This is a genomic window from Amycolatopsis sp. NBC_00438, from assembly GCF_036026695.1.
Classification (GTDB): domain Bacteria; phylum Actinomycetota; class Actinomycetes; order Mycobacteriales; family Pseudonocardiaceae; genus Amycolatopsis.
Map to the genome: position 1 here is coordinate 8,473,561 of NZ_CP107923.1, position 22,269 is coordinate 8,495,829.

26 protein-coding genes are annotated in these 22,269 nt (G+C 70.7%); 9 read left to right on the forward strand and 17 right to left on the reverse strand.

The window, feature by feature from the left end:
• Positions 1-147: 147 nt before the first annotated feature.
• The gene (locus tag OG494_RS38750; RefSeq protein WP_328447304.1) at positions 148-996 is read left to right on the forward strand and encodes an ECF transporter S component; all 849 of its coding nucleotides are present in this window, start codon (positions 148-150) and stop codon (positions 994-996) included.
• On the opposite strand, the gene OG494_RS38755 is transcribed toward OG494_RS38750, so the two are convergent.
• The 3 genes from OG494_RS38755 to OG494_RS38765 all read right to left on the reverse strand — a co-directional run bounded on the left by OG494_RS38755 (position 972) and on the right by OG494_RS38765 (position 3,160).
• Positions 972-1,916: an alpha/beta hydrolase gene (locus OG494_RS38755; RefSeq protein ID WP_328447305.1), complete on the reverse strand. Its 945-nt coding sequence runs from the start codon at positions 1,914-1,916 to the stop codon at positions 972-974. The genes OG494_RS38750 and OG494_RS38755 overlap by 25 nt on opposite strands.
• A 93-nt stretch (positions 1,917-2,009) precedes the next feature.
• Positions 2,010-2,864: a 3-hydroxybutyryl-CoA dehydrogenase gene (locus tag OG494_RS38760; RefSeq protein ID WP_328447306.1), complete on the reverse strand. Its 855-nt coding sequence runs from the start codon at positions 2,862-2,864 to the stop codon at positions 2,010-2,012.
• 107 nt (positions 2,865-2,971) lie between these two features.
• Complete coding sequence (locus tag OG494_RS38765; protein WP_247059144.1) at positions 2,972-3,160, reverse strand: DUF3073 domain-containing protein; 189 nt, start codon at positions 3,158-3,160, stop codon at positions 2,972-2,974.
• Between the two features lie 207 nt (positions 3,161-3,367).
• Here OG494_RS38765 and OG494_RS38770 point away from each other — a divergent pair, with 207 nt between their 5' ends.
• The gene (locus OG494_RS38770) at positions 3,368-4,264 is read left to right on the forward strand and encodes a hypothetical protein (protein WP_328447308.1); all 897 of its coding nucleotides are present in this window, start codon (positions 3,368-3,370) and stop codon (positions 4,262-4,264) included.
• On the opposite strand, the gene OG494_RS38775 is transcribed toward OG494_RS38770, so the two are convergent.
• Genes OG494_RS38775 through ygfZ form a run of 3 tightly spaced genes read right to left on the reverse strand, consistent with a single transcriptional unit; the run spans position 4,261 to position 6,948 of the window.
• Complete coding sequence (locus tag OG494_RS38775) at positions 4,261-5,196, reverse strand: asparaginase (RefSeq protein ID WP_328447309.1); 936 nt, start codon at positions 5,194-5,196, stop codon at positions 4,261-4,263. The two genes, OG494_RS38770 and OG494_RS38775, sit on opposite strands and share 4 nt — an antisense overlap.
• Positions 5,193-5,759, reverse strand: a complete 567-nt coding sequence (locus tag OG494_RS38780) for an RsiG family protein (protein ID WP_328447311.1) — start codon at positions 5,757-5,759, stop codon at positions 5,193-5,195. The genes OG494_RS38775 and OG494_RS38780 overlap by 4 nt, the downstream gene beginning before the upstream one ends.
• A gap of 49 nt (positions 5,760-5,808) precedes the next feature.
• Positions 5,809-6,948, reverse strand: a complete 1,140-nt coding sequence (gene ygfZ / locus OG494_RS38785; protein WP_328447313.1) for a CAF17-like 4Fe-4S cluster assembly/insertion protein YgfZ — start codon at positions 6,946-6,948, stop codon at positions 5,809-5,811.
• A gap of 31 nt (positions 6,949-6,979) precedes the next feature.
• Here ygfZ and OG494_RS38790 point away from each other — a divergent pair, with 31 nt between their 5' ends.
• The gene (locus OG494_RS38790; RefSeq protein WP_328447315.1) at positions 6,980-7,828 is read left to right on the forward strand and encodes an aminodeoxychorismate lyase; all 849 of its coding nucleotides are present in this window, start codon (positions 6,980-6,982) and stop codon (positions 7,826-7,828) included.
• Here the strand turns inward: OG494_RS38790 and OG494_RS38795 are convergent.
• The 10 genes from OG494_RS38795 to OG494_RS38840 all read right to left on the reverse strand — a co-directional run bounded on the left by OG494_RS38795 (position 7,807) and on the right by OG494_RS38840 (position 15,314).
• Positions 7,807-8,226 (reverse strand): hypothetical protein, encoded by a 420-nt coding sequence (locus tag OG494_RS38795; RefSeq protein ID WP_328459157.1) that lies wholly within the window; start codon positions 8,224-8,226, stop codon positions 7,807-7,809. The two genes, OG494_RS38790 and OG494_RS38795, sit on opposite strands and share 22 nt — an antisense overlap.
• 98 nt (positions 8,227-8,324) lie before the next feature.
• Positions 8,325-9,182: a biotin-dependent carboxyltransferase family protein gene (locus tag OG494_RS38800; protein ID WP_328447317.1), complete on the reverse strand. Its 858-nt coding sequence runs from the start codon at positions 9,180-9,182 to the stop codon at positions 8,325-8,327.
• Positions 9,179-9,775, reverse strand: a complete 597-nt coding sequence (locus OG494_RS38805; protein ID WP_328447318.1) for a 5-oxoprolinase subunit B family protein — start codon at positions 9,773-9,775, stop codon at positions 9,179-9,181. Before OG494_RS38805 ends, OG494_RS38800 begins: the two co-directional genes overlap by 4 nt.
• A gap of 11 nt (positions 9,776-9,786) precedes the next feature.
• Positions 9,787-10,401: an FABP family protein gene (locus OG494_RS38810; RefSeq protein ID WP_328447319.1), complete on the reverse strand. Its 615-nt coding sequence runs from the start codon at positions 10,399-10,401 to the stop codon at positions 9,787-9,789.
• 127 nt (positions 10,402-10,528) lie between these two features.
• Entirely contained in the window at positions 10,529-11,887 is a 1,359-nt protein-coding gene (locus OG494_RS38815) for a DHA2 family efflux MFS transporter permease subunit (protein WP_328447321.1), read from the reverse strand.
• Between the two features lie 142 nt (positions 11,888-12,029).
• Positions 12,030-12,341, reverse strand: coding sequence for a DUF1416 domain-containing protein (locus tag OG494_RS38820; RefSeq protein WP_328447323.1), 312 nt, complete (start codon positions 12,339-12,341; stop codon positions 12,030-12,032).
• The gene (locus OG494_RS38825) at positions 12,341-13,177 is read right to left on the reverse strand and encodes a sulfurtransferase (protein WP_328447325.1); all 837 of its coding nucleotides are present in this window, start codon (positions 13,175-13,177) and stop codon (positions 12,341-12,343) included. The genes OG494_RS38820 and OG494_RS38825 overlap by 1 nt, the downstream gene beginning before the upstream one ends.
• Positions 13,178-13,207: 30 nt before the next feature.
• Entirely contained in the window at positions 13,208-13,642 is a 435-nt protein-coding gene (locus OG494_RS38830) for a DUF4395 domain-containing protein (RefSeq protein WP_328447326.1), read from the reverse strand.
• A 331-nt stretch (positions 13,643-13,973) separates the two neighbouring features.
• Positions 13,974-14,408, reverse strand: coding sequence for a TlpA family protein disulfide reductase (locus OG494_RS38835; protein ID WP_328447328.1), 435 nt, complete (start codon positions 14,406-14,408; stop codon positions 13,974-13,976).
• 9 nt (positions 14,409-14,417) lie between these two features.
• The gene (locus tag OG494_RS38840; protein WP_328447332.1) at positions 14,418-15,314 is read right to left on the reverse strand and encodes an LmeA family phospholipid-binding protein; all 897 of its coding nucleotides are present in this window, start codon (positions 15,312-15,314) and stop codon (positions 14,418-14,420) included.
• Positions 15,315-15,488: 174 nt separating this feature from the next.
• On the opposite strand from OG494_RS38840, the gene OG494_RS38845 reads away from it, so the two are divergent.
• From OG494_RS38845 to pstB, 6 genes are all read left to right on the forward strand, one after another.
• Entirely contained in the window at positions 15,489-16,241 is a 753-nt protein-coding gene (locus tag OG494_RS38845) for a winged helix-turn-helix transcriptional regulator (RefSeq protein ID WP_328447334.1), read from the forward strand.
• A gap of 68 nt (positions 16,242-16,309) precedes the next feature.
• Complete coding sequence (gene mshD, locus OG494_RS38850; RefSeq protein WP_328447336.1) at positions 16,310-17,218, forward strand: mycothiol synthase; 909 nt, start codon at positions 16,310-16,312, stop codon at positions 17,216-17,218.
• 227 nt (positions 17,219-17,445) lie between these two features.
• A complete protein-coding gene (gene pstS / locus OG494_RS38855) occupies positions 17,446-18,576 on the forward strand; it encodes a phosphate ABC transporter substrate-binding protein PstS (protein WP_328447338.1) in 1,131 nt (376 codons plus the stop codon).
• Between the two features lie 199 nt (positions 18,577-18,775).
• Positions 18,776-19,696, forward strand: a complete 921-nt coding sequence (gene pstC / locus OG494_RS38860; RefSeq protein WP_328459158.1) for a phosphate ABC transporter permease subunit PstC — start codon at positions 18,776-18,778, stop codon at positions 19,694-19,696.
• 2 nt (positions 19,697-19,698) lie between these two features.
• Positions 19,699-20,613, forward strand: coding sequence for a phosphate ABC transporter permease PstA (pstA, locus tag OG494_RS38865; protein WP_328447340.1), 915 nt, complete (start codon positions 19,699-19,701; stop codon positions 20,611-20,613).
• A gap of 9 nt (positions 20,614-20,622) precedes the next feature.
• Entirely contained in the window at positions 20,623-21,399 is a 777-nt protein-coding gene (gene pstB, locus OG494_RS38870) for a phosphate ABC transporter ATP-binding protein PstB (protein ID WP_328447342.1), read from the forward strand.
• Between the two features lie 162 nt (positions 21,400-21,561).
• Here pstB and phoU read toward each other — a convergent pair whose 3' ends face one another.
• Positions 21,562-22,227: a phosphate signaling complex protein PhoU gene (gene phoU, locus OG494_RS38875; protein ID WP_328447344.1), complete on the reverse strand. Its 666-nt coding sequence runs from the start codon at positions 22,225-22,227 to the stop codon at positions 21,562-21,564.
• Positions 22,228-22,269 lie beyond the last annotated feature (42 nt).

The window sequence follows — 22,269 nt, forward strand, 5'->3', positions numbered from 1 at the left end:
GACTTCGTGCGAGTGGCCGTGCGTCGACCCGGCGCCGTGCGTGAGTGCGCCGGGAGCTGCATCGCGCACCTTCGCACCGCCGTTCGGTTCGCGGGCCGGTGCCCGTAGGCGGGCGCGGTCCCGCGCGACTTCCGGCGAGGTGCTGACGTGACCGGTTTCCTCGACCCGCCGCCCCGGGTCATCCGTCTCCGCCCGCGTCCCGCGCTGGTGCTCACCGTCGCGGCGGTGCTCGGCCTTGTCATGTTCTGCTGGCCGCTCTTCGCGCACCCCGCGCCGAGCGCGTCCGCGCACACCGCCGATGCGCCGTTCGTCTTCATGGCGACCCTGCCCGTGCTGATCCTCGTCGTGCTGGCCGAGCTGTCGCGCGGTGGAATCGATGCGAAAGCGCTGGCGCTGCTCGGTGTCCTGTCCGCGGTGAACGCCGGGCTGCGGCCGCTCGGGGCCGGGACCGGGGGGATCGAGCTGGTGTTCTTCCTGCTCGTGCTCGCCGGGCGGGTGTTCGGGCCCGGGTTCGGTTTCGTTCTCGGCTCGACGTCGCTGTTCACCTCGGCGCTGCTGACCGCGGGCGTCGGGCCGTGGTTGCCGTTCCAGATGCTCGCCTCGTCGCTCATCGGGCTCGGGGCCGGGCTGCTGCCGCCCGGCCGCGGGAAGGCGGAAATCGCCCTGCTCGTGGTGTACGGCGTCTTCGCGGCGTACCTCTTCGGGCTGCTGATGAGCCTGTGGTCGTGGCCGTTCCTCGCCGGCTCGTCGCTCGGCGGTGCCACCGCGGGCCTCGGTTACGTGCCCGGCGCGCCGGTGCTGGACAACCTGCACCGGTTCGCCGTCTTCACCGTCCTGACCTCGACGCTCGGCTGGGACACCGGCCGCGCGATCACCAACGCCGTCGCGATCCTCGTGCTGGGGCCGGCGGTCCTGGCCGTCCTGCGTCGCGCGTCGCGGCGGGCGGCCTTCGACGCGCCGGTGAGCTTCGATCAGGAGCGCGTCAACCCGTCGTAGATGTCGACCAGCTCGGCCATCTTCGGCGCGTCCGGGACGTGGCTCGTGTCCAGGTCGACCACGTGAAAGCGGTTTCCCGGCGTGGCGGCGTCGGCCTCGCGGATCATGCGGTCCTGGAGGGCGAGCGGGATGATCCGGTCCCGCAGGTGCCGGACGTAGACGCGGGGCACCCGGCCCCACCGGTCGCGGTCGCCACGGGCCGGGGTGGCTCCCTTGCCGAGGAGGTCGTCGGGCGCCATCGTGTTGAGGAAGGCGTAGAACTCGGCGTCCGTGCCCTCGGCGACGAACGCCTCCTTGGCCTTCGCGAGCAGCGCGCGGTCCGCCGTGCGCCAGTTGAACCGGACGGCGCCGATCACCGACGGGTCGGCCGCGGCGAACCCGAGCAGATCGCCCACGCGGGTGTCGGCCGCCTCCGGGGTGGCCATGTACTCGTCCGGGGTCGCGAGGGTGGCGCAGCAGAACGCCGCGTCGTAGACGAGCAGGTCGATCAGGTCCGGCACCGCGTCCGCGACCAGGCTGATCGCCGCACCGCCGATGCTCGCGCCGACCAGGATCACCGGGCCGTGTGCCGCCGCGCGGCGGACGACCTCGACGGTGGCCGCCACCTGGTCGGCGACCGTGACGCCGGCCAGCGCCGACGGCTCCGTCGCGAACGCCGCCAGGTCCTGGGGCGCCTGATAGGAGAGCCGGAACTGCTGTCCCGGCTGATCGACGCCGACCCCGCGGTGGCCGCGCAGGACCAGCTCGTCCGGGGCGGCCGAGACACCGTTGGCGCCCGCGGCGAAGACGAAAGTGGTCACTGCGTGACGCCGTTGCGTGGTGGCGTCCGCGGGCGAAACACCCGCGAAAGCGGGCGCGACGACGCCGGCGGCGGAAGCGGCGGAAGCGGCGAGGGCGGCACGGCGGCTCAGATCAGGCATGCCTGACAGTCAAGCGAGCCCGGCCGTCCGGCCCAAGACGACAAAGTCGCCGCACGGACCACCGAAAGTGGATCGTGCGGCGACGAAGGTCGCTCAGCCGTAGGAGTAGAAGCCGCGGCCGGTCTTCTTGCCCAGCAGGCCCGCGTCCACCATGCGCAGCAGCAGCGGCGGGGACGAGTACAGCGGCTCCTTGAACTCCGCGTACATCGAGTCCGCGATGGCCTTGATCGTGTCCAGGCCGATCAGGTCCGACAGCCGCAGCGGGCCCATCGGGTGGGCGGTGCCCAGCTCCATGCCGCGGTCGATGTCCTCCGCCGAGGCGAAGCCAGACTCGATCATGCGGATCGCCGACAGCAGGTACGGGACCAGCAGGGAGTTCACGATGAACCCGGCGCGGTCCTGGGACCGGATGACCGTCTTGCCCAGGGCCGTCGTCGCGTGCTCCTCCGCGCGGCGGGCGGTCTCCTCGCTCGTCAGCAGCGAGGGCACCAGCTCCACCAGCGGCAGCACCGGCACCGGGTTGAAGAAGTGGATGCCGACCACCTGCTGGGGGCGGTTCGTCGCCATGCCCAGCTTCATGATCGGAATGGACGAGGTGTTGGACGCGAACAGCGCGTCCTCCGCCTCGACGATCTTGTCGAGCTGGCGGAAGACGTCGACCTTCGCCTGCTCTTGCTCGAGGATCGCTTCGATGACCAGTTCGCGGTCGGCGAACTCGGCGATGTCCGTGGTGAAACGGAGGCGGCCGCGGGCCTCATCGGCGTCCTCGGGGGACAGCTTTCCGTTCTTGACGCCGCGCTGGAGCGACTTCTCGATCCGCGCCTTGCCCGCGTCGAGCGCCGGCTGGTTCACCTCGGTGACCACGACGTCCAACCCGGACCGGGCGTGCACCTCGGCGATGCCGGAACCCATCAGTCCCGCCCCGACGACTCCGACCCGACTTACCACCGGCTTGCTCCTTTGTCCGCCTCGTAGCCCAGATCTTGGGCAGCACACAGCGCGCGAGGGCGGTCGCCAGGTTGTGCCCGGCTATGCCCTCGCGCGGTTACGCGTGCTCAACGACGGTACTCGTCGTACCCGTCGTCGTACGGATCTTGATCATTGCTATCGGGCTCCTCATAGTGACCACTAGAGGAACCAGTCGACAGCTCGCGCTGCAAAGCATCGAAGTCGGTTTCGTGCGAGCTGTACTTGAGCTCACGCGCCACCTTCGTCTGCTTGGCCTTAGCCCGGCCGCGCCCCATGGCTCGACCCCCTCGCACAGGGGCGGGGCGGCCGGGGGAATCGGCGGCCCCGCATCGTCTCGACAATTCTTTCCTGCCCACACCGTACCGTGTCCGGGGGGTTCGATGCGACGTGGCACGGTGTGCCGGGGGTGACAGTGTCCGCCGGACACCGGTTACCGGCCGGTCGGTGACGATCGGCGCAGGTCGGCGTGCCACGATCTACTCGTGCTCCGTCCCTTCGTGGCCTATCTGCGGGTGTACGAACCCCTGCTCGCCCTGGGCGAGCCGCCGGACGATCGGCTGCGCGCGGCCGTCGCGGCGGCCACGCTGGGGCGGACCGACGCGGGCCCCCGCGAGCAGGCCATGTGGCTCAAGTCACAGGTCGCCGCGCCGCGCCGGTTGCTGCCCGCCGAGCTCGCCAACGGCAAGGCCGCGCCCAGCCTGCAGACCGACGTCCTGGTGCTCGACCCGGCCGACGTGCCGGCCGCCCAGCGGGTGCACGGCCCGTTCGTCTGCCCGCTGGAGCTGCGCGCCCGCTCGGCTGCCGCGCTGGTGACCTTCCTCGGTGACGCGCACCCGGCGCTGAAGAACGTCGTCCTCGACGAAGGCGGCTTCACCCAGGACACGATCCGCGCCCGCACGAAGTCCGCGCTGTCGGACCTCAGCACGTCCGCCGCGCACACGCTGTCGACCACCTGGACCGTCCCGCTGCCGTGGTTCGTGCTGGTCGACCCGGAGGAGCGCAAGCTCGTGCTCGGCACCGGCCGCGACGACCCGAAGCGCGAAATGTCCTGGCGGACCACCCTCGCCGACGCCCAGCACCGGGCGCGCGAGGCCGGTGACCTGCTGGAACAGACCTTCGGCGACTCCGGTCCCGGCCGGGTGCTGTTCGAGACGCGGCGCTGGCTCGACAACTTCCACGCGGACTCGATCGTCGAGCTCGACTACGGCGGGCTCGTGCAGCTGTTCGCGGATCCCATCCTCGAAGCCGACACGACCGCCGACGAGGTGCACGACATCCTGGACGCGCTGCGCTCGGGCAACGTCGAGGAGCTCGCCGAACTGTTCTCCGACCTGCGGGAGTTCTGGGGCGACCTGGCCTCGCGGGAACGCGCCAACTAGGCGCGCAGCTCCGGCACCCGGATCTCGCCGACCGGGCGGCCGCCGCCGAGCACCGAGCCGTGCGCGAGCTCGCCGAGGTCGGAGACGTCCACACCGAGGAACCGCAGGGCTTCGACGGCCAGCGGCGCGCAAGCCCGCTTCGCGCCGTCGTCGATCTTCAGTGCCACCGCGAAGCCGTCCGGCAGCGAGAACGCCTGGACGCCCTCAGCCCCGCCCTTCGCGACGAGACCGTCCACGGCGGACATGAGCTCGGTGTCCTCACGCCCGGTGCCGGCGACCAGCCACGGGTTCGCGCGCATCGCCTCGGCCACTGTCGCTTCCGGACCGCCGGAAGCGCTGCCGACCCGGCCGAACGCGCGGGCCAGCCCGGTCAGGGAGAACGCGAAGAGCGGCGCGCCGCAGCCGTCGATGCCGGTGTGCGCGATCGGCTCGCCGGTCAGATCGGCGACGGCGGCCGCGATCGCCTGTTGCAGCGGGTGGTCCGGCGCCTCGTACCCCGCGGTCGGCCAGCCGGCGCGGACGCAGGTGGTGAGCATGCCGGTGTGCTTGCCGGAGCAGTTCATCATCACGCGCCGCGGCTCGGCGGCGTCGCGCATGCTCGGCACGTGCAGCGGGAAGTCGGCCGGGCACGCGAGGTCGTCCTCGGTCAGGCCCGCCGCCTGCAGCAGCTCCAGCACACGCTTGACGTGACTGGGCTCCCCGGAATGGGACGCGCAGGTCAGCGCCAGGTCCTCCCCGGTGAAGTCCAGTCCGGACCGCAGCATGCCGACGGCCTGCAACGGCTTGTTCGACGAACGCGGGAACACCGGCGAGGTGACGTCGCCCAGCGCCAGCCGGACGTCGCCTTCCGGGCCGGTGACCACGAGGGCGCCGCGGTGGACGCTTTCGACAAAATCGGAGCGGACGACTTCGGCCAGGACGGGGTTGGTCACTGAGCCTCGTGCCCGCCTTCACTCTCGAGCAGCTCGTCCACAGTGGCCGAACCCTGCTGGTACCGCTGCGCGATTTCCGCGTTGAGGGTGTCCATGACGTTTTGGACCTCGCGCCGGAACGACGACACCGAAAGCTCTTCGCGGGCGTAAGTGTCCAAAGCGGAGGCGAGCTTGTCGTCGGTCAGGGAGCCGACGTCGGTCAGGTCGGTGTCGCCGATCAGCGCCTCGGCGTGACGCCGGTGCTCGCCGGCGCGCGACGGTTCGAGCTGCTGGTGGCGTCCGGAACCCGCGGCCGGGCCCAGCGCGTTGTCGGCGAGGATCGTCGCCAGCTGGTCGACGATGCTGGACTCGCCGCCGGAGCTGCGCCGGGTCTGCTCGGCGCGGACGATGTCGATCCGGGCGTGCAGCAACCGGCGCAAGTAGGACAGATCGGTCTCTTCTTGGGCGGCTTCGTCGCGCCGCTCGCGGAGCACCTTCAGCGGCAGGTCACCCAAGCCGCTGAGGTATCCCGGGCCGAGCACGCGGTCGATCCGCCGCCTGCCGCCCGGCCGCACTTCGATCACAGCGCAGTTTATCCCGGTTGGGCGTGATCCTGCTGTCAGGGGTTTTTGATCAGCCACGAAGTTGCGCCGCCGCGGCCCGTCCGGGCGCCGGCTGTTCCGACGGCACGGAGTCGGGGTCGATCGCCGCTTGGACGAGCTCGTCGGGGTGGTCTTCGGAGCCGGCCAGCAGCTCCGCGTCCACCGGCGTCGACCGCTTGACCAGGGCCAGCGCGATCGGGCCGAGCTCGTGGTGCTGGATCACCGTGCCGACGCGGCCGACCTTGCGGCCGTCGAGCAGCACCGGGTCGCCGGGCTCCGGGCGGATCTCGGGTGAACCGTCCAGGTGGAGCAGCAGCAGGTTGCGCGGCGGCCGGCCGACGTTGTGCACCTTCGACACCGTCTCCTGACCGCGGTAGCAGCCCTTCGCGACGTGTGCGGCCGAGCCGACCCAGCCCACTTCGTGCGGGATCGTGCGATCGTCGGTGTCGACGCCCAGCCGCGGCCGCAGCGACTCGACGCGCAGCGCGTCGAACACCCAGCTCCCGGCCGCCCGGGCGCCGGCGTCGGTGAGCCGTTTCCACCAGCTTGCGAGCTCGGCGCGCGGTACCGCGAGATCGACGCTGAACCGGCCGGGCCACGGCATCCGCCGCGCGAAGCCGCCACCGGGCAGCGCCGCGACGGCGTACGGCTCCGGCCCGACCTCGGCGCCGACCGCGCTCAGTACGCGCTCGCTGTCCGGGCCGAGCACGGTGAGCAGGGCCAGCTCGTCGGTCGCGTCGCGGATGTCCACCTTGGACCAGAACTTCATGGCTTCGAGGTACTCGCGCAGCGTCTGGGGGCCGCCCTTCGGCAGTGCGCTGGTGACGCTCGTGTCCGGGTCGCTGTCGAGGTACACGGTGCCGTCGAGGTGCGCGACCACCATGTGCGTCTCGACCCGGCCCTGGCTGTCGAGCACCAGCGCTTCGGTGCCGGAGCCTTCGGCGAGCTCGGTCACGTGCTGTGAGATCACCAGGTGCAGCCAGGTGAGCCGCTCTTCGCCGGACACGGCCAAGACCTCGCGGTGTGACCGATCGATCACGACGACGCCGCGCGAAGCGGTGCGCTGCTCCGCGAAGGGGTCTCCCCAGTGCCAGGGGACGCCGGCTTCGGGGTGGTCGTCAGGCGGGGGGATGGATCCGGGCACGTCCAGCAGCGGCGAGCGGTACGGCATACCGCCCAGCCTAGGTGAGTACCGTGTCGGCATGCGCGTGCTCGTCTTCCTCGACGGAACCCTGGCCGACCCGGACACCGCCCAGATCAAGGTGGACGACCTCGGATTGACCCGCGGCGACGGCGTCTTCGAGACGATCCTCGTGGTCGACGGCAAGCCCCGGGAGCTGCGGCCGCACCTCGACCGGCTGGCGCGGTCGGCGGCCATGCTCGACCTGCCGGAGCCCGATCTCGCGGCCTGGGAGCGGGTGGTTTCGCTCGTGCTCGAACAGTGGAGCGGCAGTGCCGAAATGGCGCTGAAACTGGTGTACACCAGGGGTTCCGACGGTGATCCCGACGCGGTACCGACCGGCTTCGCACTGGGTTCGGAGGTCGCGCCGTCGATCCTGAAAGCGCGTGCCGAGGGGGTCGCCGCGATCACCCTGGAACGCGGCTTCCCGCCGGACCTCGCCGAGCGCGCGCCGTGGCTGCTGCTCGGCGCGAAGCCGTTGTCGTACGCCATGAACATGGCCGCGCTGCGCGAAGCGCGCCGCCGCGGCGCCGAAGATGTGATTTTCACCGCCGCCGACGGCTCGGTGTTCGAAGGCCCGACGTCGACCGTGGTGCTGGCGAAGGGGCGGACGCTCTTCACCCCGCCCTCGAGCGTCGGCATCCTGCCGGGCACGACCCAGGCCGCGCTGTTCCGCGGCGCCGAGAAGGCCGGCTGGTCGGTCAAGGTCGAGCCGCTGCGCGTGGCCGACCTCGTGGCGGGCGACGGCGTGTTCATGGCTTCGTCGGTCCGCAAGCTGACGCGGGTGCGCACGCTGGACGGCGCGCCGCTGCCGGACTCGTCGGCGGTGTACGCGGAACTGGTGGCGGCTTACGAGGCCGAGTACGCCTGAGTGATCCGCACGACCGCCGGGGCGATCTCTTCGGCCCGGTAGGCGGCGATCTTGTGGTGGCCGTCGAGGATCAGCTCGCGTTCGGCGTCGGCCAGGACCACGGCGACCGGCCGGTGCCCGGTGCGGATCGCGGTCCGGTAGTAGCCGACCCGCGCCTCGTCGGACGGCGGCCAGGTGTCGGTGGGGGTGAGGTCCTGGTCGTCCGGCACGCGTTCCGGGCCGCTGACGCGGTAGTCGCCGTCGACGAGCAGGTCGAGCACCGGGCCGAGCGTGGTGGCCAGCGGACGCCGCAGCTGCCCGGTGGCGAGCGCGATCCGCAACGCCTGGGGCAGCTCCGCCCGCGCACGCCTGTTCACGTCCAGGAAACCCGTGCCACCGCTGATCGTCACCTGTTCCACAGCTATCAGGACGGGCGGCGCCGCGACATGGTTCCAGCCCTTACCCGGACGGGTGCACGGCGTGATCCGGGTCTCACCCGCGTGGCGGTACAGACCTTTCACGTCACCCGGAAGCGCACCCGAGTACCGGGCCGGGCCTGGGCGAGCGCGCCCAGCGCGGCGGTCCGGACCACTGCGGCCACGGGGTAGCCGCCGGTGGTCGGGTGGTCGGCCAGGAACACCACCGGGAGGCCGCTCGGCGGCACCTGGATCGCGCCCGTGACGACGCCTTCGCTCGGCAGTTCCGTCTCGGCGAACTCCTCGGCCCGGCGCAGCGGCGTGCCGTCGAGACGCAGGCCGACGCGGTTCGACTCCGACGTCACCGTCCACCACGCCGACAGGCCCGCGGCCGGGGACGCCAGCCAATCGTCGCGGGGGCCCGGAGTCACCGGGACGACCAGGTCCGGCGGCGCCGCGGCCGGGACGACGACGTCCGCGCCCGCCGGGACTCCGCGCGCCACGCCGAGCGGGAGGACGTCACCGGCGCTGAGCGGCGAGGGGCCGATGCCCGACAGGACGTCCCGCGAACGGCTGCCCAGCACCTCCTCGACGTCGATCCCGCCGGACACCGCCAGGTAGCAGCGCAATCCCACCGCGGGGGTGCCCACGGCAAGCGTCTGTCCGGCCCGCACCGCCACCGGCGTGTGGGAGCCGACGGAACGGCCGTCGACGTCGACCGCGACCGGCGGGCCGGTCACCGCGACCGTCGCCGACGTCGTGAAGCGCACCGAAAGGCCGCCCAGCAGGGCTTCGACGCCGGCGAAGCCTTCAGGGTTGCCGGCGAGCCGGTTCGCCAGCCGCAGGGAGGCCGCATCGAGAGCGCCCGACGGCGCCACGCCGAGGTGCGCGTAACCCGGCCGGCCGAGGTCTTCGATCAGCGCGTGGGGGCCCGGCGAGACGACTTCCAGGGACCTCACCGGACGCTCCGGAACCGCACCCGGTCGCCCGGTGCGAGCAGGGCGGGCGGGTCGGCGTGGGCGTCGAACAGCGGCGTGGACGTGTGCCCGAGCAGCCGCCAGCCGCCCGGGGACTCGCGCGGGTAGACGCCGGTGAACTCGCCCGCCAGGCCGACCGCGCCGGCCGGGACGCGGGTGCGGGGTGTCTCCAACCGGGGCTGCCGCAGGGGGGCCGGAAGTCCGGTCAGGTAGCCGAAACCGGGCGCGAAGCCGGTGAACGCGACCGTGTAGCCGGCGCCCGTGTGGAGGTCGGCGACGGCGTCGGCGGAACAGCCGGCGTCCTGGGCCACCAGGGCGAGGTCCTCGCCGTCGTAGTGGACGTCGAGGGTCACTTCGCGCGGGTCGTCGGCGGGCGGGTGCGTGAGGTCGGCGCCGTCCAGCAACGCGCGTACCGCGGCGACCCCGCCGACGACCAGCAGGCTGCGAGCGCCGGGTACGAGGTCGGTGACGCCGTCCGGGCGCGCGGCGAGCACGGTCGCGTGCGCCGCCCGCATCTGGTCGAGCGAATCGCAGTCCAGCAGGGCGGCGTCCTCGCCACACCGCCGCCAGCGCATGCCGGGTGCCGTCAGCCGACCACGCGGTGCAGCAGGGCCGAGGTGTGCGGCTGCAGCTCCTGGCCCATCATCGCGCGCTCCTCGACGTAGCCGAGGGAGCCCTCGATCAGGCCGTACAGCCGCTGGGCGGCCTTGACGTCCTTCGCGCTGGCCGTGCGGATCACCGCGTCGGTGCCCAGCTCCCAGGACGTCTGGTTGCGCGGCTTGCCGTAGTACAGCTCGACGAGCCCGGTGTTGTGCGTGAGCAGCAGCTCGAGCGTGTCGTCCGCCTGCGGCCGCCAGAATCCGGACTCGCGCGCGGCGGGGCGGATGACGTTGCCCTCGTCGTCGAGCAGCCAGGACCGCGACTCGTGGATCAGGAACGGCCGCCCGTCGTGCGCGATCGTCAGCTGCTGCGCGAACTTGCGGGGGCCTTCGATGGTCGGGTAGTCGACCTCGCCCTCACCGCGCCAGACACCGACCATCGGCAGCAGCGCGAGGCAGGCCTCGTTGAGGTCCGGCCCCTCGCGCAGGTTGGCCGTGTCGTTGGGGATGGGCAGGTCGTCCCACAACGGGAGGTTGCGCGCGCGGGTGCTCTGCGCGCGCATGTCCGCTGCTGCGATGGCGTCGTCGCCGCTGTCGGTCATGGGTCAGCGCTGGTCCGCGTAAAGCCGGTAGACGACGTACACGGCGAACCAGGTGATCGCGACGCCGGCGAGCACCAGCAAGGTCGTAAACAGTGCTTCCACGCCCAGCAGGATAGTCCGCCGCCGCTCACCCGGCCCGGCGCAGGGTCACCGCGGTGAGCACGGTCACCGCGAGCAGCACCACGCCGGCCACGCCCATCGCCGCGTGCAGGCCGCTCGGCAGCGTCGCGCCGCCGGCCAGCAGCGCGCCCAGCGCGGCGACGCCGAGGGCGGTGCCGGTCTGGCGGGCGGCGTTGACCGTCGCCGACGCGATCCCGCTGCGGTGGCCCGGCAGCCCGGCCAGCCCGACGATGTTCGACGGCGTCACCGACAGCCCGACCCCGGCGCCGGCCAGCGCGAACGCGATCGCCACCAGCCAGTACGGGCTCCGCGCGTCCAGTACCAGGAACGCGAAGGAGCCGACGGCCGCGACGAAGTAGCTGATCGGCAGGAGCCGCTCCGCGCCGTAGCGCGCCGAAAGCCGGCCGGCGGCGAAGGCCGCGGCGACGTTCGCCAGCACGTACGGCAGCATCTGGACACCCGCCTCGGTCGCCGTCGCGCCGCGGGCCTGCTGCAGGTAGACGCCGATCAGGAAGACCGCCGGGTAGGCCGCGAACCCGAGGCTCCACGCGGCGAAGATGGCCACCGAGAACCGCGTCCGGGCGAACAGCCGCACCGGCAGCATCGGGTGCTCCGCGCGCAGCTCGACCACGATGAACGCCGTCAGCGCGGCGAGCCCGAGAACGCCGGTGACCAGCACGGACGTGCTCAGCCCGAGCCGGCCGGCCTCGATCACGGCGTACGTCAGCAGGCCGATCCACAGGGCGCCGAGCACCTGCCCGGTCAGGTCGAGCGCGCCGTGCGCCGGGTCGCGGGACTCGGTGATCCCGCGGCGGCCCAGCACGACGGCGACCAGCCCGATCGGCACGTTGAGCAGGAAGATCGACGGCCAGCCGAACGCGTCCGTCAGCGGGCCGCCGATCAGCGGGCCGAGCACCAGCGCACAGCCCGCGACCGTGCCCCACAGGCCCATCACCCGCGCCCGCGCGGCCGGCTCCGGGAACGCGTGCGCGAGCAACGCGACCGAACCCGGGATCACGGCGGAGGCGGCGAAGCCCTGGATGATCCGGGCGACGACCAGCAGTTCGAGCGTCGGCGCGAGCGCGCAGCCGACCGAGGCGACGGTGAACAGCGCCAGCCCGCACAGGTAGACGAGCTTGCGGCCGTAGCGGTCGCCGAGCGTGCCGCCGGAGAGGATCACGGCGGTGAGCGCCACGGTGTAGCCGTCGATGATCCACTGCAGGCCGCTGAAGCTCGTGCCCAGCGTCCGCTGCATGGTCGGCAGCGCGACGCTCACCACGCTGACGTCGAGCAGGGCCATGAAACTGCCCAGGAACACGGCCACCAGCAGGCCGGCCCGGCGCGTCACAGGAGCGGTGAGGGTCACCTGGACAGCTTGCGACCTCAACCCGGTTCGAGGTCAACTCGTCGCATGCGATCCACCGCGTCCGGGCTGCCGCCGAAAAGCCGTGAGGGGCACCTTCAGGGACACGGTGTCCCTGAAGGTGCCCCTCACGGCAGTGCAGAACTCAGGCGACCGAGATGGCCAGCTGGTGCAGGCCGGGGCCTTCCGCGGTGACGGACACTTCGCCGTTGCCGCTGCGGTGCAGCGCGCGCACGGTCCACTCGCCCGGCGCCGCGTAGAAGCGGAAGTCGCCGTCGGCCGAGGAGACGACCTCGCCCGTGAAGTCGCCGCCGCCGTCCAGGAGCCGGACGAACGCGCCGCCGACCGGCCCGTCCGCGCCGGTCACCTTGCCGGCCAGGACGACCTGGCCCTTGGTGTCGTAATCCGCCGGCGTGGCCTCCTGGACCGGTGCGCCGCAGCTGTCGTCGACCGCCATCACTTGGCTCCCAACTCGACCGGCACGCCGACCAGCGAGCCGTATTCCGTCCAGGATCCGTCGTAGTTCTTGACGTCCTGGTGGCCCAGCAGCTCGTGCAGCGCGAACCACGCGATGGACGAGCGCTCACCGATGCGGCAGTAGGCGATGGTGCCCTTGCCGGCGTCGATGCCCTGCTCCTTGTAGAGCTCGTCGATCTCGCCCTCGGTCTTGAAGGTGCCGTCCTCGTTGGCGACCTTCGCCCACGGCACGTTCAGCGCGCCCGGGATGTGGCCGGGGACCTGGGACTGCTCCTGCGGCAGGTGCGCCGGGGCGAGCAGCTTGCCGGAGAACTCGTCCGGCGACCGGACGTCGACGAAGTTCTTCGCGCCGATGGACTGGACGACCTCGTCGCGGAACGCGCGCAGGGACAGGTCCTGGTCCTTGGCCTTGTAGTCGGTGGCGTCGCGCTTGACCTCGTCGGAGTTCAGCTCGCGGCCGTCGAGCTCCCACTTCTTGCGGCCGCCGTCGAGCAGCTGGACGTTCTCGTGGCCGTAGAGCTTGAAGTACCAGTACGCGTAGGCGGCGAACCAGTTGTTGTTGCCGCCGTAGAGGATCACGCGGTCGTCGTTCGAGATGCCCTTCTCCGACAGGAGCTTCTCGAAGCCCTCCTTGGAGACGAAGTCGCGGCGCACCCCGTCCTGCAGGTCCTTGCGCCAGTCGAACTTCACCGCGCCCCGGATGTGGCCTCCGTCGTACGCGGTGGTGTCCTCGTCGACCTCGGCGAACACGACGCCGGGGGTGTCCAGGTTCTCCTCGGCCCACTGGGTGGTGACCAGGACGTCTTCACGGCTCATGGAGATGAACTCTCTTTCTGGGGTTGAACTTCAGGACGACGCGCGGGCGGGGCTGAAGCGTTTGATCAGCAAGAACATTTCGCAGCCCAGGCAGAAGTCGAAGGCCGCGTTGAGGAAGGCCGCGAAGAGCGCGAAGGCCGTCGCGACGATGCCGAGGGGCGTGATCCCGACGGCGAAGCCGATGGTGCCGACGAGCGCGAACACGAACCCGACGGCCTGGGCGAACCGCAGCGGCGCCGCGTCCTCCCGCTCGGTCGTCGGGCCGAGGCGCGGGGCCACCAGGTAGCGGTACAGCAGCGAGTACGGCGCGGGCCTGAGCCCGGCGAACGCGCCGATGGCGAAGACGACGGTCTGGATCGCCAGCAGCGGCCACCACTGGGTGACCAGGACGACCGCGAGCACGATCGTCGTCAGGATGGCGGCGAACCGCGGGCCACGCGGGTCGACGGCCGGTCCGGCGGACATGGTTCCTCCAGCTGGAGCGGAGAGAGTGCGTGCGAACGGCACGCGTCAGCGTTTTCAGGCTGGCTGGGGACCGAGGCGAAGAAGGCGTCGTTCAGCGCCGGTCGGACTGAACCCGACACAGGCTGCTGCGGACGCGGCAGAAGTCCACTGCGCGCCGCTGCGTCAAGAAGGTGGTCAGCCTGGTCACGGGTGCGAGGGTACCCAGTGCTCCCTCAGAGTGGGAACCACGTTCACACCTTGGGACGATTCCCGCCTACTGGGACCCTCCGACCCCCCGGACGCATCTTTCCTAGGGAAAGTGACGACGTCGTGTGCGAGTGCGAACGGCGGGTCAGGATGTTCGCGCGGTGAGGTGCGGGCGCAGCGCGTCCAGTAGGTCGGCGCCTTTCGGGACGCCGCCGACGCGCAGCAGCTCCCGGCCGTCCGGGGTCAGCGCGATCGTGGTCGGCGTCCGCAGCACGGCCAGTGCCTGCGCGACCTCCGGCTGGTTCGTGACGTCCAGCTCGACGTGGTGCAGGCCCTCGGTGCGCTCGGCCAGCGGCTCGAGCACGGCCTTCGCGTGCCGGCAGGGCGCGCAGAAGGTGGTGGAGATCTGGACCAGCGTCACAGCGGACGCCGGGTCGAGCGCGGCGGCGACGGGGCCGGGCAGCTCACGCACGGGCTGGGCGTCCCGCGCCTCCCGCACGCGGCCGTTGCGCGCCCGCAGCACGAGCCCGGCGGCCGTCCCGGCCACCAGTACCGCCACGAGCACCCACAGCCCCGTCACCGGCCACTCCTACTTGCTCAGGTCCGCGAATGAGACGTTCGACGCCTCACCCTTGATCGTCACCGATCCGCTCTGCACCCGCACGCCGGTCGGGGTGACCGACAGCGGCAGGTCCTTCGTCGCGATCGACGCGTTGAAGTTCGGCAGCAGTGCCTTCTGCACCGCCTGGGGAACGACGGTGGTCTCCTGGTCATTCCCGAACTGCAGCCGCTTCGGCGCGAAGGTGATCGTCCCTTGCTTCGCGTCCGCCTCGATCATCGCGAAGCAGAAGATTTCCAGATCCTTGCCCGCGAACTGAAGGTGTCCCGAAATGCGGACACCCGTGCTCGACTCGTCGACGGGCTGGCCGTCGGCGGCGGTCGTGGTCGTCGGCGTCGGCTCGGCCTGCCCGGAGTCGCCGTTCTGGACGTAGTCCGTGGTCGCGGGGTCGATCCGCAGGTCCTTGATCTTGTCCAGCGGCGAGATGCGGGCCAGGTCGGCGGCCTTGATGGTGACCGCGCCGGTCAGCTTGCCGATGGTGATGGCCTTGGTGTTGCCGTTCGTGAGATCCGACAGCGGCGCGGTGACGTCCTCGAGCTCGGCGTTCAACGCGACGTCCTGGAGCTTGTCGCCGACCGGCACGCCGGCGGCCGACACGCTGATGTGACTGTAGTCACCGCCCAGCGCCTGGGTGAGGAACGGGAAGCCGTGGATGGTGACCGACGGGTCGTCGGTCAGCTGCAGCTGCGTGCGCGCCTTCTGCGAGATCATGTGCTCGGCGAACGCGGCGGCCCCGAAATCGGCGCCGACCAGCAGGAGGACCAGTACCACGAGGGCGATCACCCACCGCCGGCCGCGGCGGCCCCGGCGTTGCGCGTCCGGCCTCGGTGCGGGTCGGTCGTCCCGGGCCACGGGCCTGCTCACCATCGCGTCCGTACTCCTGTTCCGTCGGGGTTCATCGGGGTTCGTCGGGCGCACCGGGGGTTTCTCCAGGTGTGATCGATCCAGCAAGGGTTAGGTACCCGGCCGTTCAGCCGCTATTCTCACTTAGCACCGACTAACGCCACCGTGAGGCGACGACTTGAGAAGGCGGTGCGGCTCATGAGCCTGGACCTTCTGGTACTGACTGCGGAAGCGGATGCCACGTCGGTGCTTCCCGCGCTGGACCTGCTGCCGCACACCGTACGCGTCCGGCCCCCCGAGGTGACCGCCCTGCTCGACGCGGGTCACCGGGACGTCATCCTGCTGGACGCGCGCAGTGATCTGGCCTCGGCCAAGAGCCTCTGCCGGCTGCTCAAGGGCACCGGCGAGGACGAGGCCTCCACCCCGATCATCGCCGTCGTCGGCGAAGGCGGGCTGGTGGCGGTCAGCGCCGAATGGCGCACCGACGACATCCTCCTGCCGACGGCCGGCCCGGCCGAGGTCGACGCCCGGCTGCGGCTGGTCACGACCCGCGACGGCGGTTCCGCGCAGGTCGACGCCGAGCTGCGGGTCGGCGAGCTGGTCATCGACGAGGCGACCTACACCGCGCGTCTCAAGCGGCGCACGCTGGAGCTCACCTACAAGGAGTTCGAGCTGCTCAAGTACCTCGCGCAGCACGCCGGCCGGGTGTTCACCCGCGCCCAGCTGCTGCAGGAGGTCTGGGGCTACGACTTCTTCGGCGGCACCCGCACGGTCGACGTCCACGTCCGGCGGCTGCGCGCCAAGCTCGGCCCGGAGCACGAGCAGATGATCGGAACCGTGCGCAACGTCGGGTACAAGTTCGAGCGGCCTGCCAAGGGGGCGCCGCGGGGGAGCGTGCCGGCGCAGGCGCCCGCCGAAGCCCCGGCCGACACCCCCGAACTCGCGCACTAGGTCCCCCACGCTTTCCAGGACGTTCCGCACAACCGTCGCGTTGCTCCGGTCCCGGGTACGGTCACGGGGTGAGCGGAGACGGCGGGGAATGGCGTCAGGACCTGGACGAGCAGCAGCTCGGGCACGTGCGGCAGCTGCTGCTGGCCGTGCGCGAGGCGGACGGGCGGCCCGAGGTCGAACCCGCAGGCGCGCTGCCGGGCGAGTTCGACGGCGGTGAGCACTTGGTCGCCTGCGTCGAAGACGACGTCGTCGGCTACGCGCACCTCGACACCACGGGCGACTCCTTCGGCCACCAGGTCGCCGAACTGTTCGTGCACCCCGCCCACCGCAACCGCGGGTACGGCGCGAAGCTGCTTCAGGCGCTCGACGAGCGCGCCGCCGTCGGGTTCCGCGTCTGGGCCCACGGCGACCACCCCGCGGCTCGTCAGCTCGCCCTGAGGACCGGGCTGGAGCGCAAGCGCGAACTGCTGATCCTGCACACGGCCGTCGACGGCGCGGACTGGCCGGAGCCGGTGCTGCGCGAAGGCGTCTCGCTGCGCGCTTTTGTGCCGGGACAGGACGAGGACGCCGTCGTCCAGGTCAACGCGCGCGCCTTCGACTGGCACCCCGAGCAGGGCGCCCTGACCGCCGACGACATCCGTGCCGACGAACGGCGACCGTGGTTCGACGCCGCCGGCTTCTTCCTCGCCGAGGAAAACGGTGAGGTGATCGGCTTCCACTGGACGAAGGTGCACGAGGCCACGCCGGGCCGGTTCGGCGGCGAGCGCGTCGGCGAGGTGTACGTCGTCGGCGTCGACCCGGCCGCGCAGGGCGGCGGCCTCGGCCGGGCGCTGACGCTCGCCGGGCTGCGGTACCTCGCGGACCAGGGGCTGCGGCAGGTGATCCTGTACGTCGAGGGGGACAACGCCCCGGCGCTGGCGGTCTACACCAAGCTCGGGTTCACGCGTCACGAGACCGACGTCCAGTACGGTCGGTGACCACGGTGGACGCCGTGCGAGCAGCTCGTCACTGTGGGCATACGCCCAGGTCACGGCCAGGACACGGCATCCTTTCGGAGTAGTCGCACTGCTCACATCCGGGGCCTTGTTCACTTTGCGTTCATTTGTTCACGGCTGACCGTCCACCAGGGCTGCCTAATGTCCGGATCCGGCGCGGCGAAACACGCCGCTGCCGAACCCGTGATGCTCCTGATGGAGGAAATGCAGTGAAGATCATGCGGCCCCTGAGCGCGGTCGGCATCGTGGCGAGCGCCGCGCTCGTGCTCGCCGCCTGTGGTTCCGACCCCGCGGCGACGAACAGCAGCAGCTCGAACTCGGCTGCCGCCCCGGCCGCCACCGGCACGGCCGACGTGGCGTGCGGCGGCAAGAGCCCGCTCTCCGCCGAAGGCTCGTCGGCACAGAAGAACGCGATCGACATCTTCACGCAGCAGTACAGCAAGAAGTGCTCGGGCCAGCAGGTCAACTACAACCCCAGTGGCTCGGGTGCCGGCGTCAAGCAGTTCAACGCCAACCAGATCGACTTCGGCGGCTCGGACTCGCCGGCCACCGGCGCGGACCTCGAAGCGGCCACCAAGCGCTGCGCGAGCCCCGCCTGGAACATCCCGATGGTCGTCGGCCCGGTGGCCGTCGCCTACAAGCTCTCCGGTGTGGACAAGCTGACGCTGACCCCCTCGGTCATCGCCAAGATCTTCAGCGGTGGCATCACCAAGTGGAACGACCCGGCCATCAAGGCGGTCAAGGGCAACGAGAGCGCGAACCTGCCGGACAAGGCCATCCAGGTCGTCTCCCGCGCCGACGAGTCGGGCACCACCGACAACTTCCAGAAGTACCTGGGCGCGGCGGCGAAGGCCGACTGGACCAAGGGTGCGGGCAAGAAGTTCAACGGTGGCGTCGGCAACGGTGCGCAGGGCTCCAACGGTGTCGCGACCGCGGTGAAGGCCGGCGACGGCGCCATCACCTACGTCGAAGGCGCGTTCGCCAAGGACGGCCTGACCCCGGCCCTGATCGACAGCGGCTCCGGCGGCGTCGAGCTGACCTCGGAGAACGTGGCGAAGTCGCTCGACTCGGCCAAGTTCCTCAAGGACGGCACGAACGACCTCGCGCTCGACCTCAACGGCATCTACGCCAGCAACACCCCGGGTGCCTACCCGCTGCTGCTGACGACCTACGAGATCGTCTGCTCGAAGTACGCGAACGCCGACGTCTCGAAGGCCGTCAAGGCGTTCCTGACGGTGGCCGCCACCGACGGTCAGCAGCCGCTGTCCGCCAAGGGTTACGTCCCGATCCCGCAGTCGCTGCAGACCAAGGTCCTCGCCGCGGTCAAGGCGATCTCCTGACGCGGTCTTGCGACTGCTCCCCGAGTTGATACAGGCTGGTCAGAAGTAGCTGATGAGCGAGTCATCCTCGACGCGAACGCCCACCGGCGACCCCGGTGGGCGTTCGTCGTCCGCCACGACGCCCCCGGAGGATCCGATTTCGGAGCAACCCACCTCGACGGCGGTGCCCGAGCCGCCCGCGAGCGAGAAGCCGAAGAAGGTGCGGCCCGGTGACCGCATCTTCCAGAACCTGACCACCGGGGCCGGGATCTTCGTCGTCGCCTTGATCGGCCTGATCGGGGTCTTCCTGCTCATCCAGGCGATCCCGGCGCTGCAGGCCGACAAGGCCAACTTCCTGTTCAACCACGGCTGGTCGACCAACGACCCCGCCAACATGTCGTTCGGCATCCTCGACCTCCTCGAGGTCACGGTGGCGACGTCGCTGGTGGCGCTGATCATCGCGATGCCGGTGTCGCTGGGCATCGCCTTGTTCCTGACCCACTACGCGCCGAAGCGGCTGGCGCGGCCGTTCGCCTACGTCATCGACCTGCTCGCCGCGGTGCCGTCGATCATCTTCGGCCTCTGGGGCATCCTGGTCTTCGCCCCGGCGATCGAGCCGTTCTCGCAGTGGATCAACGACACCTTCTCGTGGTTCCCGCTGCTGGCGCCGGGCAACGTCGCGCCGAGCGTGCGCGGCACGATCTTCACCGCCGGCATCGTGCTGGCCGTGATGATCCTGCCGATCATCACCTCGCTCTCGCGCGAGGTGTTCGAGCGCACGCCGACCCCGCACCTCGAAGGCGCGCTGGCGCTCGGCGCCACGCGCTGGGAAGTCATCCGCACCACCGTGCTGCCGTTCGGCAAGGCCGGCTACATCGGCGCGTCGATGCTCGGCCTCGGCCGCGCGCTCGGCGAGACGATCGCGCTGGCCGTCATCCTGCTCATCCCGCAGGGCCGCAACTTCGACTGGAGCCTCTTCGACGGCGGTTCGACGTTCGCCTCGAAGATCGCCGCCAACTACAGCGAGTTCAACAACGAGATCTCGGCGGGCGCGTACATCGCGGCCGGCCTCGTGCTGTTCGTGCTCACCTTCCTCGTCAACTTCGCGGCGCGGTCCGTCATCGGCAAGAAGGGAGAGTGAGCATGACCAGCACGCTCGAAGCCCCTGCCACGACACCGGCGTTCCAGCAGGTCAGCCTGGCCCGCAAGGTCAAGAACGGCCTGGCGACCACGCTGGTCTGGCTGTCGTTCCTGATCGCCGTCGTCCCGCTGGTGTGGGTGCTGTACACGGTCGTCGCGAACGGCATCAAGCGCATCCCGTACACCAACTGGTGGTCGCAGGACCTGGGCAACTACCTGTCCGACGAGGTCGGCGGCGGCGTGCTGCACGCCATCATCGGCAGCCTGCTGCAAGGCCTCGTCTGCGCGATCATCGCGGTGCCGATCGGCATGCTCGTCGCGATCTACCTGGTCGAGTACGGCCGGGGCAAGCTCATGAAGGCCACCACCTTCATGGTCGACATCCTTTCCGGTGTCCCGTCGATTGTCGCCGCGCTGTTCATCTACGCGCTCTGGATCACCACGTTCGGCTTGCCGCGCAGCGGTTTCGCCGTGTCGCTGGCCCTGGTGCTGCTGATGATCCCGGTCGTCGTCCGCTCGTCGGAGGAGATGCTGCGGATCGTCCCGGACGACCTGCGCGAGGCGTCGTACGCGCTGGGCGTGCCGAAGTGGAAGACGATCGTGAAGATCGTGCTGCCGACGGCGTTGTCCGGCATCATCGGCGGCATCATGATGGCGCTCGCCCGGGTGATGGGCGAGACCGCGCCGCTGCTGGTCCTGGTCGGCTACTCCGCCTACACGAACTGGGACATCTTCAGTGGCGAGCAGGCGGCGCTCCCGCTGCTGATGAACAACGAGCGCGTCACCAACTCGATGGACCCCGGCTCGGTCGGTTTCGACCGGATCTGGGGCGCGGCGCTGACGCTGGTGCTCATCATCGCGATCATCAACCTCCTCGCCACCGTGTTCGCGCGCCTTGTCGCCCCGAAGAAGAAGTGAGCTGTAGCCATGGCAAAGCGAATCGACGTCAAGGACGTGGACATCTACTACGGCAAGTTCCACGCCGTCGACAATGTCTCCCTGTCCGTGCCGCCCCGTAACGTCACCGCGTTCATCGGCCCGTCGGGCTGTGGCAAGTCGACGGTGCTGCGCACGCTGAACCGCATGCACGAGGTCATCCCCGGCGCGCGCGTCGAGGGCGACGTCCTGCTGGACGGCGAGAACATCTACGCCTCCGCCGTCGACCCGGTCCAGGTGCGCCGCACGATCGGCATGGTCTTCCAGCGCCCCAACCCGTTCCCGACGATGTCCATCCGGGACAACGTCGTCGCCGGGCTGAAGCTGGGCGGCACCAAGAACCGCAAGACCCTCGACGAGATCGGCGAGCGCGCCCTGCGCGGCGCCAACCTCTGGAACGAGGTCAAGGACCGCCTCAACAAACCGGGCGGCGGCCTGTCCGGCGGTCAGCAGCAGCGTCTCTGCATCGCCCGCGCGATCGCGGTGCAGCCGGACGTCCTCCTGATGGACGAGCCGTGCTCGGCCCTGGACCCGATCTCCACACTGGCGATCGAGGACCTGATCGGGGAGCTGAAGAAGGACTACACGATCGTCATCGTCACGCACAACATGCAGCAGGCGGCGCGGGTTTCCGACCAGACGGCGTTCTTCAACCTCGCCGGCGTCGGGCAGCCGGGCCGGCTGGTCGAGCTCAACGACACGGAGAAGATCTTCTCCAACCCGGACGAGAAGGCCACGGAAGATTACATTTCCGGCCGCTTCGGCTGAGTAGTCGTTGTTGTCGAAGGCCTTTCTCGCCGGCGCTCGGGGCCGGCGAGAAAGGCCTTCTTCTTTTCTCGGCACAGTGTCCGAAGTGGATGTTCGAGACTCGTTGTCCGGTAATGGAAAAGGCCCCCGACCGGAGTCGGGGGCCTTTCTTCTCGCTCAGGCTCAGATGTCGTCGTCGGAACCGTAGCCCGGCATCTTGCCGGTGACCACGAAGATCATCCGCTTCGCGACCGACACCGCGTGGTCGGCGTAGCGCTCGTAGAAGCGGCCCAGCAGGGTGACGTCGACCGCCGCGGCCACACCGTGGGGCCACTCGCGGTCCATCAGGACCGTGAACAGGTGGCGGTGGATGTCGTCCACCTGGTCGTCGTCGGACTCGAGCGTCTTCGCCGCCTCGACGTCCTTCGTCTTGATGACCACTTCGGTCTGCCGGGCCAGCTTGACCGCGACCTCGCCCATCTCGGCGAAGTACGGCTTCACGGCCTCGGGCAGCACCGGTTCGGGGTGCCGCCGGCGCGCGGCCTTCGCCACGTGCAGGGCCAGGTCGCCCATCCGCTCCAGGCTTTCCGCGGCGTGGATCGCCGCGAGCACGGTCCGCAGGTCGGTCGCCACCGGCGCCTGCAGCGCGAGCAGGGCGTAGGCCTGCTCCTCGCACTCGGCGCGGGCGTCGTCGACCTTCGCGTCGTCGCTGATCACCTGCTCGGCGAGACTGAGGTCGACCTCCAGGAGCGACCGCGTCGCGCGCTCCATGGCGTCGGCGACCTGGAGCGACATGGCCGCCAGGTTGTCGGCGAGCTGTTCGAGTTCGACATGGTAAGCCTCACGCATGGCCCAACCCTACGGGCATCCGTGGCCCAATACCGCATCGCC